The sequence below is a fragment of the Proteus sp. LHD240705 genome (genome assembly GCF_047921555.1).
Lineage (GTDB): Bacteria > Pseudomonadota > Gammaproteobacteria > Enterobacterales > Enterobacteriaceae > Proteus.
The window spans coordinates 24976-37909 of the sequence record NZ_JBLRMI010000013.1; the positions used below are offsets into that span (position 1 = coordinate 24976).

Sequence of the window (12934 nt, forward strand, 5' to 3'; positions counted from 1 at the left end):
ATAAAATAAAAATAGGGCTACTTTATGTAGTTTTTTTTCATTGCGGGAAGTGCATCGCTGGCGAGACCTCCTCGTGAAATAGATTGCTGCATTAACTGCATACCTATCGCTGTATGATGAAATATTTGTTTATAGGAACGGCATAGGTAGTTATGACGATGTTTTTCACCTTCAATAGCAATAATGCGATGTTTAGGGCAACCGCCATAACATAAGCTTTGCACTTCGCACTGTTTACAAAGGCTGGTTTGTTTATCGTATTTATTTTGACCAAAGCGCTGTTGCTGTTTTGATGTTGCTAAGCGAGCAAGGCTATTTTGATGGATATTGCCTAAATTATTGGCGGGATAAACATAGTGATCACAAGAATAAACATCACCATTTGCCTCAATGATTAACGCCTGACCACAGGTTTTCGATTGAATACATGTTGATGCAGGATATCCCATCCATGTGCCTAATAAGCTATCAAATAAACGAATATATATTTTTCCAATATCGCCTTGGCGTATCCATTCATTAAACACTTCTGTCATAAATTGTCCGTAGCCTTCGGCTGGAACAGAAAATGGAGCCAGTTGTGCATTGGGGCCAGGGGCATAATGTCCGCCATGAGTATGAGGAAAGCGTCTATCGACTTCGACAATGGGAATAAATTGAAAGAATGTTGAACCTAATTCTTTTAAGGCTTGGTAGGTTTCTTTTCCTTTATTCCAATTTTGGTCGTTAACTACTGTGAGTGTATTAAATTCGACGCCATATTCGTTTAGTAGCTTAATTGCACGTTTTACTCGTTCAAAAGTAGGGCTACCATTGACTGAAATACGATATTTATCGTGAACTGCTTCAATACCATCGATGGAAACGCCTAATAGAAAATGGTTATCCGCAAAAAATTGTGCCCATTGGCGATTAATGGCGATTGCATTGGTTTGTACGCTATTTGTAATTGTCTTGCCGTTAGCAAATTGCTTTTGGTATTTAACGACTTGCTCAAAGAAGGCTAATCCAGCAAGTGTTGGTTCTCCTCCTTGCCAAGAAAAATCAACCTGGTCGCCACTGTGTGACTGTATATAGTCTTTAATGTAACGACGAAGGACACCATCAGGCATGACGGTATGACCTGTCTCTTTTTCTTCATCTTGAAAAATATTTTCTTTTTCCAGATAAAAGCAGTATTCACACTTAATATTACAGTGGTAGCTTGTGGGTTTTGCCATCATATGAAAATAAGCAGGTTGATTTAATGCCATTCGTCATTTCCTGAGTTTCTTTTTTATCCTGTTACATTACGTAAAATTTATCAAAACAAAAGAGATTAAAATCACAAATACGAAATACCGAAAGTAAATGAAAGTTAATTTCGAAAGATTAGAACTTAAATTTTCGATTAAAATACTTTCGATTCGATACTATTTCATGTTTTATTGACTATTTGAGCTATTTATTTTGATTTGTTTTTCGAAAAGAAATGTATGACATGGAGTTTAAAGCTGTTTATTGTGTGTTTGTGTGATATTAAATCTATATTATTGTGTTTTATCCAGCTATATATGGTGTGATCATAAGTATAGCATTGCGTTATATCATTTTATTTATTGGAAACTGGCGGTCTCAAGGCTATTATTGAAGCTACACGAAAATAATCGTAAGTAATCGATGATGATTCGAAACTTTGTGAAAGAGATCAAAAGTTTTGTTTTTTTGCATTGTCGGTAAAAATTGGCGTAGTAAACTACATTCGAAACCAATCGAAAGAAAGTCTTTTGGTTTCGTAAGGAGACGAAAGTGAAAGCGGCAGTTGAGAGGCGTATGGAAATCCTCGATATGGTAAACCAACAAGGTAAAGCCAGAGTCGAAGATCTCGCTGAATTATTTAAAGTCTCAAGTGTCACTATCCGCAGCGATCTAAGTTTTCTTGAGAAAAATGGTTATATCGTTCGCTCTCATGGTGCAGCAATTCCTAATACGGGATTTATTGCCGAATTGAGTATCCACGAAAAACGTGGGCAAAACGCGGGCATTAAAACATTAATCGGGAAAGCTGCCGCAACGCTGATAAAGGATGGAGACACCGTCATTCTTGACTCGGGGACAACTACTCGCGAAATCGCGACACATTTAAAGTCGCGCGAAAATGTAGTGGTCATGACTAACGGTCTGGATGTCGCAATGGAGTTAGCAAATACCTCAGGTGTGGAAGTATTAATGACCGGTGGTGTATTGCGAAAAAGTGCGTTGTCTTTTTCAGGCTCACAAGCTGAAAATAGCCTTAGAAATTATCGATTTGATAAGGTATTTCTAGGTGTTGACGGATTCGATTTACGTGTTGGTATCACCACACACAATGAACAGGAAGCCAGTCTTAACCGTTTAATGTGTGATATCTCAGAAACGATTATTGCGGTTGCAGATTCTACGAAATTCAGTAAACGCAGCTGTCATATGATCAGAGAGTTTGGTGATATTGATATATTAGTGACCGACTCAGGTATCCCTGAAGAGTATATTCAGGAACTGAAAGAGCACAAAATCGAAGTGATTATCGTCGACGATAAGGCATCGTAATTTGCTAACTCCATTAGCAACACCGCCGGTGTTGATTATGGAGTTAGTATTTAATGCATCCTTTAGAAAAGATTGTTCAGCAACATAAATCAGGCAAACAGAATGGTATTTATTCTGTTTGTTCTGCCCATCCTTTAGTAATAGAAGCAGCTCTATTACAAGCGCTGGATAATGATTCCTTTCTGCTAATTGAAGCCACCTCTAATCAGGTTGATCAGTTTGGTGGTTATACGGGAATGACCCCCGCTGATTTTTACCAATACGTCATTGAACAGGCTGAAAAAGTAGGTTTTCCTATCGAGAAACTTATTCTTGGTGGTGATCATTTAGGGCCTAATCGTTGGCAACATCTTAATGCCAAAGACGCGATGGCAAATGCAGACGTGTTGATTGCACATTATGTTGCCGCAGGTTTCAAAAAAATCCATCTTGATTGCAGTATGTCTTGTGCTGATGATCCTATCCCGTTAACAGACGAAATTGTGGCCTCTCGCGCAGCACGTCTTGCGGTGATTGCAGAAAATACCGCAAAAGAAACATTTGGTTCTAGTGACATTGTTTATGTTGTTGGTACAGAAGTGCCCGTTCCAGGTGGTGCTGCCGAAGAACTTGATACCGTTGAAGTAACTTCACCAGACGCAGCGCGTAAAACATTAGAGTGTCACCGCCAAGCTTTTCAAAAGGCGGGCGTTTCTGACTGTTGGGAGCGCGTGATTGGTTTAGTGGTTCAACCTGGTGTTGAGTTTGATCACACTGGCATCATTGATTACCAGCCTGAAAAAGCACAGGCATTAAGCCAAGTGGTGAACGATTATTCTCACATTGTTTTTGAAGCACACTCTACGGACTATCAAACCAAAGAGGCTTATAAACAATTAGTTCATGACCATTTTGCCATTTTAAAAGTTGGGCCTGCCTTAACCTTTGCTATGCGTGAAGGTTTATACGCACTCTGCTCGATTGAAGAAACATTATTCCCTCAAGATCAGTGCTCTAAATTGCGTGAAAAAATGGAACAACTGATGTGCCGTGAGCCAGGGTTTTGGCAAAAATACTATCATGGTGATGAACGTCAACAAGCCTTTGCTCGAGTCTATAGTTTTAGTGATCGCATTCGTTATTACTGGCCTGATGCTGAAATTAATGCCGCCATCGACACACTAATGGATAACTTATCCGTTAAACCTATTCCATTGCCGTTATTGAGCCAATATCTGCCTTATCAATTTACCCAATTTAGAGAAGGCATGATTGACGGATCACCTGAATCTTTTGTTATTGCGAAAATACGTGATGTGTTATCGGTTTATGCCGATGCGTGCTATGTCCATTAATTGAGGGAAACCATGGAATATTTAAGTTATCAGACCGCTCAATTAGAGCAACTGAATGCATTTTGGACTGCGAAAGAAATTGAGCAACAACCAGAATGTTGGAAAAAAACATGGCTATCAGTGAAAGAAAATCGTACTGAGATCCAAGCCTTTTTAGATAAAGCGCTCTCACTGCCTTATGCGCGAATTATCTTAACCGGTGCGGGTACGTCTGCTTTTGCTGGAAAAGCGTTAGCACCCATTTTAAGTGGTCATACAAAACGTCGAGTAGATGCAATTGCAACCACTGATTTAGTGGCTGATCCACAAGAATATTTAGCGGAAGACATTCCAACATTACTAATCTCTTTTGCACGTTCAGGTAATAGCCCTGAAAGTGTGGCGGCGTTAGATGTTGCGACTGAATGCCTATCACAATGTTATCACTTAGTACTGACGTGTAATCCAAATGGCAAACTTTATGAGTATTGTCAAAACAACCGCAGTGCATTGGCATTATTGATGCCAGAAGAATCAAACGACCGCTCTTTAGCGATGACCTCTAGCTTTTCATCCATGATGATGGCGGCTGTGACCATCTTTTTAGGTGATAACGTTTTTAGTGACTCAATCGCGCCATTTTTTAGTGATTATAAAGCGCAGTTTGATAAAGCGAATCAAATTATCCGCGAAAAATACGCTGGTAAATTTAAACGAGTTATTTACTTAGGAAGTGGCGGATTACAAGGATTAGCGCAAGAAGCTGCTTTAAAAATGTTAGAGCTAACTGCGGGTAAAGTGGTTGCTAGTTTTGATACTCCATTAGGCTTTCGACATGGCCCTAAGTCTATCGTAAATAAAGAAACTTTAGTGGTGATGTTTTTCTCTAATGATCCTTACACTCGTCAATATGAGACTGACTTATTACGAGAGGTTATTCACGATAATGCATCAGGTAAGGTGATCGCGATCACCGCACGAAATGATAATACTTTCTCAAAAGAGAGTTTTGTTTATATTCCTGCGCTAGAGAACTGTTCAGATGTGGCGCTATTGTTCCCATACTTGATGTTGGCGCAATCATTCGCATTTCACAGTTCCATTGCACTAGGGAATACGCCTGATAACCCGTCTCCGACAGGAGAAATCAACCGTGTTGTACAAGGCGTCACAATTTATCCGTTCTCACTTAAAACAGAAGACACACAGTCTGCTTTAAATTAATAAAATATAATAAGAGAGCTAATCATGAACACACCGAATATTGTCTGGACCCGCATTGATGAACGTTTACTCCATGGTCAAATCCGCATTACATGGGGTAAACATACGGAAGCAAACCTGATTTTAGTGGCTAATGATGACGCAGCAGAAGGCCCCAATGCCGCATTTATGCAAGCTGGAATGAAGGCATCAGCTGGTGGTGAATATGCTGTTCGCTTCTTCTCTATTCAAAAAACCATTGATGTTATTAGTAAAGCATCACCTCGTCAGAAAATTTTTGTTTTGTGTAATAACCCGACAGATGTTGCCCGTTTAGTGGAAGGGGGCGTGCCTATTACTCATTGTAATGTTGGCAATATGCATTTTCATGAAGGGAAACGCCAAATTGCGAAAACCGTGTCAGTCAATGAAACAGACATTGATGCGTTTAAAAGGCTCGTTGCAAATGGTGTGACTTGCACAATTCAAAACACTCCCGATCAGACACCTGTTGATGTGTTAGCACTCGCATCAGCCTGATAATTTCCTGAGCAAAAAACCTGCATTAGCAGGTTTGAGGATTATTTATGATTTTTGAAGCTTCTTTAGTGGCTTTATGGGCCTTCTTTTGCGGTATAGATAAGTATGACGTTGCATTAAATATTCACAGACCATTAATCACAGGGCCTGTTGTGGGTCTGATTATGGGGGATATGCAGGTTGGATTGATTGCGGGTGCAACGTTAGAACTCGCATGGTTAGGACTAGTTCCCAATGCGGGTGCTCAGCCACCTGATGTGACATTAGGGACAATCGCTGCGGTTGCTTTTGCGGTAATGACAAAACAATCACCAGAAGTTGCGATGGGAATTGGGATGCCTATTGCTGTGTTAATGCAAATGCTCGTGATAGGTTTCTTTGCTGTAACCGCTTTCACCATGGGAAAAGCTGATAGATATGCAGAAAGAGCCGATGCAGCGGGTATTTCACGGCTACTGATCATCACGATTACGGTGCGTTCATTACTCTATGCTTTGGTTGCTTTTGTTACGGTTTATTTCGGTGAACATGCTGCTCAATGGATTGATGAAAATACACCAAAAGTCTTGCTAGAAGGCTTAGGTATTGGCGCGAAAATGGTTCCTGCAATTGGTTTCGCCATGTTGCTAAAAATCATGTGGTCAAAAGAAGTGGCAGGTGTGTTCTTTATTGGCTTCGTGATGACGACTTATCTGAAACTTCCAATTATGGCGGTCGCTATTTTAGGCGCGTCAGCCGCAGCACTTTACTTCTTCTTTAGTGGTAATAACAAAAATTCAAGTCAGCAGAATGAGGATTTCGAAGATGGTATCTGATAACAGCACCGCATTGAAAACGCAGGATAAACCAGAAACGGGTTCTTTGATTGATGGCATTGATGAATACCAAGATACCACTGTCAGAAAAGTTATCACTAAGGGCGATCTCTGGAAGTGTGCGTTCCGTGGCTTGTTTATGGAAGGTAACTTCAACTTTGAACGTATGCAAGGTGGTGGGTTTGCGTTCTCAATTATTCCAGCATTGAAAAAAATTCACGGAAATAACAAACGTGACTATGCAACATCATTAAAAAACCATCTACAGTTTTTTAATGCAAGTCCAAAGCTGTTTACCTTCCTATTAGGAACAGCCGTTGCAATGGAAGAAAACAAAGAGAAACCTTCTACTGTTAACGTGATGAAAGTTGCAGGCATGGGGCCAACTGGGGGCATTGGTGACGCTATTGACCATATGACCTTAATGCCACTGACATTAGCATTAGGTGCTTCCATTGCAATGGAAGGATCAATTGCAGGGCCTTTTGTTTTCTTCTTTTTATACCAAATTGTGCACTTTTTAGTGTATTTCGGGCTGATGTTCATGGGCTATCGCGCAGGTACGGCGGCGATGGTCAATATGAGTGATGCCACTGAAAAACTGGCTAAAGCCGCCAATATTATGGGGATCTTTGTCATTGGTGCGCTCTCCGCGACCTTTATCAAGGTGCAAACCACCGCCTCGCTAGAGCTGGGAGGGAAGGTGGTTGAATTACAAACCGCGCTCTTTGACAAAATTATGCCGAATTTACTGCCTCTGTGCTTAGTTTTCCTGATGTACAAAATGGTTAAAAGCACCGGTTTTTGGGGTAAACCTCCGGTATTGATTTTCTCAACTTTAGCCTTTGGCGTTATCGGTCACGTATTAGGATTCTTATAACTGAGAGCCTTTTTCACCGCCGTTATTGTCAGTCGAAATACATTATTAACTTGCTATAAACGGGCAGGAGAGCCTTCTGCTGCCCGCAAGGAGTCACTCATGATAGGTCTTATTGTTTCAGGACATCTTAATTTTGCCTCAGGCATGGCTTCTGCTGTAAAGGCTATTGCAGGCGAACAAGAAGATATCGCGTTTATCGATTTTGTTGAGTCAATCTCTCCTGATGAGCTTGAAGAAAAAATGCGTGAAGCGATCGACTCAATGTCATGCCAGCAATATCTCTTTTTAACCGATTTACCCGGTGGAACCCCTTGTAATCGTGCCATGGCAATTATGATGCAAAATCCCGCAGTTGAAGTGTTAGCTGGGGTCAATTTACCCATGATTGTGAATGCAGCTTTTGAACGAGAAGGATGTTCAACCTCAGAACTAGTGCAAACGCTACGAGAAATTGGTCAAGACAGTATTCAAGATATTCGCGAGCAATTGGCTCAAATAGACAGTAATGATGCTGATGAAGAAGACGGCTTATGAGTCAGCAATATGCCATTTTAGCCGATAGAACCTTTACGCCAGAAGGTATTCGCTATCTCTGTTATGTCCGTGTTAAGGGTGAAAATATTGAATCAATCACTACAGAGGCGCCGACAGATTGCCCTATTATTCGCCTAAAAGGGAAATCGTTATTACCTGGTTTTGTGGATATTCATATTCATGGCCGTGAAGGGGCGGATGTAATGGATGCCACTCAACAAGGGTTACAAACCATTGCGGATGCGCTTGTTAAAACGGGCGTCGTTGCATGGGTGGGGACAACCGTTACCGCGCCTATGGAGGATATTCGTGACGCGTTATCACAAGTGCGTGAGTTCTTATCAACGCCACAAACTTCGGGCGCATTGTTACTTGGGAGCTTTTTAGAGGGACCTTATTTTACAGAGCGTCATCGAGGCTCTCACCCTGTTAAATATCTCAAAGCGCCGACAATTTCAGAGCTAGAAACATTACTCGAAAGTGCGGGAGATACGCTATTGCGTGTCGCTGTTGCACCTGAAGCACAAGGCTCTATGGAGGCGATTGATTGGTTGGTCAAGCGAGGTATTAAGCCAAGTGTGGCGCATACCGCGGCAACTTATGAGCAAACTTCAGATGCATTTTTGCATGGTGCTGATTGTGGCGTGCATTTATATAACGGTATGACAGGGCTTCACCATCGTGAGCCTGGATGTTGTGGTGCAGTGTTGTATCACAATGTTTTAGCTGAACTTATTGCTGATGGCATTCATGTTCATCCTGTCATGATGCAATTGGCGTATCGCATGAAAGGATATCAGCAGCTTGCCTTAATTACTGATTGTATGCGTGCGGGTGGTTTACCTGATGGTGATTACACACTGGGCGCACAAACGGTCAGTGTGACTCAAGGTCAGGCAAAAACCGCAGATGGCTCTTTGGCGGGAAGCACTTGTAGCCTAGATAGTGCATTGCGAAATATGGTGCAACTAGCGCATGTGCCCGAATGGGAAGCGGTACAAATGGCGAGTGCAATTCCTGCCGAATATCTCGGTATCAGCGATCAATTGGGTTATATCAAAGCGGGTCGACAAGCCAGCTTTGCTGTGGTGGATGAGTGTTTTCATCTCACCGATACATTCATCAGAGGAAATCATATTTACTCTGTATCCGGGGAAAATGCATAGCCTTTTGGCTTATGCTCCCATCAGTAAAAATGAGGTATTTATAATGGAAATTCGTCAGCCAATTCATAGTGAACACGCTAAAAGGCTTGATACAGAAGGGCTTCGTAAGGAGTTCCTGATTGAGAACCTATTCTGTGAAGGGGAAATGAATCTCACTTATAGCCATATAGATCGTATTATTGTTGGCGGTATTGTTCCTACAACACAACCTTTAGCATTAATGGCAGGTAAAGCATTAGGCGTTGATTTCTTTTTGGAAAGACGTGAATTAGGTGCCATTAATATTGGTGGCGCAGGTAAAGTGATTGTTGATGGAGAAGTGTTTGAGATTGGCCCTCGTGAAGCCATTTATATCGGAATGGGCGCAAAATCTGTTGAATTCACCAGTGATTCTGTAGAAACGCCAGCGCGTTTTTATATGAACTGCGCACCTGCTCATCATACTTATCCAACGCGTAAAATTACGCAACAACAAGCTTCGCCAGAAAAAATTGGTAATGTAGAAAACTGTAACGTTCGTACTATCTATAAATTCTTACACCCTTCAGTGTTACCAACGTGTCAATTATCAATGGGCATGACCGTTCTTGAGCCTGGTAGTTTATGGAACACCATGCCATGTCATACCCATGAACGCCGTATGGAAGTGTATCTCTATTTTGATATGAAAGATGACAATGTCGTTTTCCATTATATGGGAGAGCCAACCGAAACCCGTCATTTAGTGGTTCGTAATGAACAAGCGGTGATAAGCCCTAGTTGGTCAATCCATTCAGGTGTGGGGTCTGCGTCCTATACCTTTATTTGGGGAATGGTCGGTGAAAATCAGGTATTCCACGATATGGATCACGTTGCAATGAAAGATCTGAAATAACTACCACTGAAATAACTACGAATAGTCACATTTTTTCTTACCCTACAGATAAAAAAGATGTGGCCATAAGGTCACATCTGAGAGGTTACTGATATGAATTTATTTGATTTAAGTGGCAAGGTTGCCATTGTCACAGGTTGTAATACAGGGCTAGGGCAAGGTATGGCCGTTGGTTTAGCGCAAGCTGGGGCTGATATTGTGGGTGTCGGTATTCAAGATGCACCCGAAACACGTCAGCAAGTCGAAGCATTGGGTCGTCGTTTTCATTACATTACACAAAATTTAATGAAACAAGATGGATTACAAGCTGTGGTAGATGAAGCGGTTTCAGTTATGGGCCGTCTTGATATTCTGGTCAATAATGCAGGCATTATTCGTCGAGAAGATCTTTTGGAGTTTAGTGAAAAAGATTGGGATGATGTTATTGATATTAACCAGAAAACACTGTTTTTTTTATCACAAAAAGTTGCCCGCCAATTTGTGAAACAAGGAGAGGGTGGCAAGATAATTAACATTGCCTCTATGCTCTCTTATCAAGGTGGTATTCGTGTACCTTCTTACACAGCAAGTAAATCTGCGGTGATGGGATTAACTCGTGCATTAGCGACCGAGTTATCTCAATACAACATCAACGTTAATGCGATTGCTCCGGGCTATATGGCAACAGATAATACGGCTGCATTACGTGCTGATGATGCACGTAATGCAGCTATTTTAGAACGTATTCCTGCAGGACGTTGGGGAACCCCAGAAGACGTTGCAGGTCCTGCGATTTTCTTAGCTTCTAAAGCCAGTGATTATGTTAATGGATACACAATTGCGGTTGATGGTGGTTGGTTAGCTCGTTAAATTCATGGAGAAATAGGATGGAACACGCTAATACAGAGGCTTTGCAAAAAGGTATCGTATTGCAAAATATGAAGCGAGTGTATCATTACCAATCGGCTAATCAAGTTCGCAGTGTTCGCCGCCGTAGTGGTAAAACTCGTTTTATAAAGGATACGGATTGGGAACGCGGTGTTTTATGGAGTTGCGTAAGTGCTGCATGGCAGGCAACGCAAGACGAAGAGTATCTTAATGGTGTGTTAAATTACACGTTGCATACAGGATTTCGAACAGGACCAAATGCACGTTTTGCGGATGATCATGTCTGTGCTCAAGCTTATCTCGCCATAAGTCCGCTGTTTGAGCAACTTGAAGTGATTGAGCCAACCATTAAAGCATTCGACATTATGCTTAATGATCCTAAGCCGGGTCGTGAAGATTGGTGGTGGTGCGATGCGCTCTTTATGGCTCCTCCAGGGTTTGCTGCATTATCAGAAATAACGGGTGAGCGACGTTATTTAGATTATATGCACACAGCTTATTGGGATGCGATTGAGCATTTACGTGATCCTGAAACAGGGCTTATTTTCCGTGATCATCGCTATATCCCTGATGGTCACGGAAATGAAATGCGTGAAGCTAACGGTGAAAAAGTATTTTGGAGCCGTGGTATTGGCTGGGTTTTAGCTTCAGTTCCTCGTATTCTTCAATATATGCCTGATGATTATCATGGTCGTGAACGCTATATTGTACTGTTTAAAGAATTAGCGACATCCATTCTAGATTATCAACATGAAGATGGTTTTTGGCGAACCAGTTTATTAGATCCTGATAATTTCCCTGCGCCTGAAAGTTCAGCAACAGCGCTATTTTGTTATGGGCTAGCATGGGGAATTAATCAGGGAGTATTAGAGAAAGAAGTCTATTTTCCCGCATTAAATAGAGCATGGGTGGCATTACAAACCTGTATTCATGACAATGGCATGATAGGCTGGGTTCAACTTCCGGCATTTAACCCTCGTGAAGTGAAGTTTGAACATAATATGGATTATGGTGCTGGTGCTTATTTATTAGCAGGGAGTGAAGTGTTAAAACTTTCGTGAAATAGCTAGACCCTTGATATTGACGCTTCGTTTTTTTACACGCTCTATTATGCCTTCCGTGTAATATTTTCCTTATTAGGATGCCGACCAAAAATAGGGGTCGGCTTTTTTTATATTTAACTTAATAAAATAAGAGGTAACAGTAATTTGTTACCTCTTATTGTAAATTAGGGTGCTTAGATTAAACCGTAATAACTTAATTCGAAAACTGCGGGGGATTTCTCCCCCACAAGGTTAGTGTTTATTATTAATAAACTTAACCTGAACATTTATATATTCACTATTAATCGTGAAATTCTCAATTGGATTGTTATAGAATAAAGTTATCAATAATACAGTGATATTTACACTAATAACAATCATACTAATAAGAGAATATTTGTTCATTTTCTTGACAGTTCCTCTATAAGGAGGCAGAATCAAGTTCTCGGGTTTGAGTCTGCCTCGGTTAATATGAAATATATTTTCCGGGGCTTTTCTCTTTCTGGTACTTGCAAAATGCTTGAACCAGATTGATCCAAGCATCCGCGCAGAGAATAGCAAAATATTTATTTGAGATAACACATTTATTATCAATAATAAATTATTCGATTTGTTTTTGTTATTTTAAATAAATAATTGATTCGTTAATAGGTGTGATTAATAAAATAAGAGGTAACAGTAATCTGTTACCTCTTACTATAAATTAGGGTGCTTAGATTAAACCGTAATAACTTAATTCGAAAACTGCGGGGGATTTCTCTCCCACAAGGTTAGTGTTTATTATTAATAAACTTAACCTGAACATTTATATATTCACTATTAATCGTGAAATTCTCAATTGGATTATTATAGAATAAAATTATCAGCAATATGGTGATATTTATACTAATAACAATCATACTAATAAGAGAATATTTGTTCATTTTCTTGACAGTTCCTCTATAAGGAGGCAGAATCAAGTTGTCATGTTTGAGTCGGCCTCGGTTAATGTTAAATAACATAATCGGGGCTTTTCTCTTTCTGGGTCTTACAAAATGCTTGAACCAGATTGATCCAAGCACCCGCGCAGAGAATAGCAAAATATTTATTTGAGACAACACATTTATTATCAATAATAAATCATTCGATTTA

Annotated in this window: 12 protein-coding genes; 11 read left to right on the plus strand and 1 reads right to left on the minus strand. The window is 40.6% G+C overall.

The genetic code is table 11. The features are described from left to right. Nucleotides 1-17: 17 nt before the first annotated feature. The gene (locus ACNART_RS17135; protein ID WP_198620899.1) at nt 18-1253 is read right to left on the minus strand and encodes an anaerobic sulfatase maturase; all 1236 of its coding nucleotides are present in this window, start codon (nt 1251-1253) and stop codon (nt 18-20) included. A gap of 535 nt (nt 1254-1788) precedes the next feature. Between ACNART_RS17135 and agaR the strand changes: the two genes are divergently transcribed. The 11 genes from agaR to ACNART_RS17190 all read left to right on the plus strand — a co-directional run bounded on the left by agaR (nt 1789) and on the right by ACNART_RS17190 (nt 11821). Further along, nucleotides 1789-2568: a transcriptional repressor AgaR gene (gene agaR / locus ACNART_RS17140; RefSeq protein WP_075673686.1), complete on the plus strand. Its 780-nt coding sequence runs from the start codon at nt 1789-1791 to the stop codon at nt 2566-2568. 53 nt (nt 2569-2621) lie between these two features. Further along, on the plus strand, nt 2622-3902 hold the full coding sequence (kbaZ, locus tag ACNART_RS17145; protein WP_368927839.1) for a tagatose-bisphosphate aldolase subunit KbaZ: 1281 nt from the start codon (nt 2622-2624) through the stop codon (nt 3900-3902). 12 nt (nt 3903-3914) lie between these two features. Continuing rightward, nucleotides 3915-5105 carry an SIS domain-containing protein gene (locus ACNART_RS17150; protein WP_160230601.1) on the plus strand — a complete coding sequence of 397 codons (1191 nt, stop codon included), beginning with the start codon at nt 3915-3917 and terminating at the stop codon, nt 5103-5105. Between the two features lie 24 nt (nt 5106-5129). Next, entirely contained in the window at nt 5130-5624 is a 495-nt protein-coding gene (agaV, locus tag ACNART_RS17155) for a PTS N-acetylgalactosamine transporter subunit IIB (protein WP_109371242.1), read from the plus strand. A 47-nt stretch (nt 5625-5671) separates the two neighbouring features. Beyond that, a complete protein-coding gene (agaW, locus tag ACNART_RS17160) occupies nt 5672-6439 on the plus strand; it encodes a PTS N-acetylgalactosamine transporter subunit IIC (protein WP_099074752.1) in 768 nt (255 codons plus the stop codon). Next, on the plus strand, nt 6429-7319 hold the full coding sequence (locus ACNART_RS17165) for a PTS system mannose/fructose/sorbose family transporter subunit IID (RefSeq protein ID WP_109371240.1): 891 nt from the start codon (nt 6429-6431) through the stop codon (nt 7317-7319). The genes agaW and ACNART_RS17165 overlap by 11 nt, the downstream gene beginning before the upstream one ends. Before the next feature lie 99 nt (nt 7320-7418). Further along, nucleotides 7419-7853, plus strand: a complete 435-nt coding sequence (agaF, locus tag ACNART_RS17170; RefSeq protein WP_109371238.1) for a PTS galactosamine/N-acetylgalactosamine transporter subunit IIA — start codon at nt 7419-7421, stop codon at nt 7851-7853. Further along, nucleotides 7850-9019: an N-acetylglucosamine-6-phosphate deacetylase gene (gene nagA / locus ACNART_RS17175; RefSeq protein ID WP_198625877.1), complete on the plus strand. Its 1170-nt coding sequence runs from the start codon at nt 7850-7852 to the stop codon at nt 9017-9019. The genes agaF and nagA overlap by 4 nt, the downstream gene beginning before the upstream one ends. Nucleotides 9020-9062: 43 nt before the next feature. Then, complete coding sequence (gene kduI / locus ACNART_RS17180) at nt 9063-9893, plus strand: 5-dehydro-4-deoxy-D-glucuronate isomerase (protein WP_109371234.1); 831 nt, start codon at nt 9063-9065, stop codon at nt 9891-9893. 93 nt (nt 9894-9986) lie between these two features. Continuing rightward, a complete protein-coding gene (gene kduD / locus ACNART_RS17185) occupies nt 9987-10742 on the plus strand; it encodes a 2-dehydro-3-deoxy-D-gluconate 5-dehydrogenase KduD (RefSeq protein WP_109371232.1) in 756 nt (251 codons plus the stop codon). Between the two features lie 17 nt (nt 10743-10759). Beyond that, nucleotides 10760-11821 (plus strand): glycoside hydrolase family 88/105 protein, encoded by a 1062-nt coding sequence (locus ACNART_RS17190; protein ID WP_198632702.1) that lies wholly within the window; start codon nt 10760-10762, stop codon nt 11819-11821. Nucleotides 11822-12934: the final 1113 nt, after the last annotated feature.

Excerpts from the sequence above, each read along its gene's own strand:
- kbaZ (WP_368927839.1), top strand. The coding sequence starts at position 2,622 with ATGCATCCTTTAGAAAAGATTGTTCAGCAACATAAATCAGGCAAACAG.
- agaF (WP_109371238.1), top strand. The coding sequence starts at position 7,419 with ATGATAGGTCTTATTGTTTCAGGACATCTTAATTTTGCCTCAGGCATG.
- ACNART_RS17135 (WP_198620899.1), bottom strand. The coding sequence starts at position 1,253 with ATGGCATTAAATCAACCTGCTTATTTTCATATGATGGCAAAACCCACA.
- ACNART_RS17150 (WP_160230601.1), top strand. The coding sequence starts at position 3,915 with ATGGAATATTTAAGTTATCAGACCGCTCAATTAGAGCAACTGAATGCA.
- ACNART_RS17165 (WP_109371240.1), top strand. The coding sequence starts at position 6,429 with ATGGTATCTGATAACAGCACCGCATTGAAAACGCAGGATAAACCAGAA.
- nagA (WP_198625877.1), top strand. The coding sequence starts at position 7,850 with ATGAGTCAGCAATATGCCATTTTAGCCGATAGAACCTTTACGCCAGAA.
- kduD (WP_109371232.1), top strand. The coding sequence starts at position 9,987 with ATGAATTTATTTGATTTAAGTGGCAAGGTTGCCATTGTCACAGGTTGT.
- agaV (WP_109371242.1), top strand. The coding sequence starts at position 5,130 with ATGAACACACCGAATATTGTCTGGACCCGCATTGATGAACGTTTACTC.
- agaW (WP_099074752.1), top strand. The coding sequence starts at position 5,672 with ATGATTTTTGAAGCTTCTTTAGTGGCTTTATGGGCCTTCTTTTGCGGT.
- kduI (WP_109371234.1), top strand. The coding sequence starts at position 9,063 with ATGGAAATTCGTCAGCCAATTCATAGTGAACACGCTAAAAGGCTTGAT.
- ACNART_RS17190 (WP_198632702.1), top strand. The coding sequence starts at position 10,760 with ATGGAACACGCTAATACAGAGGCTTTGCAAAAAGGTATCGTATTGCAA.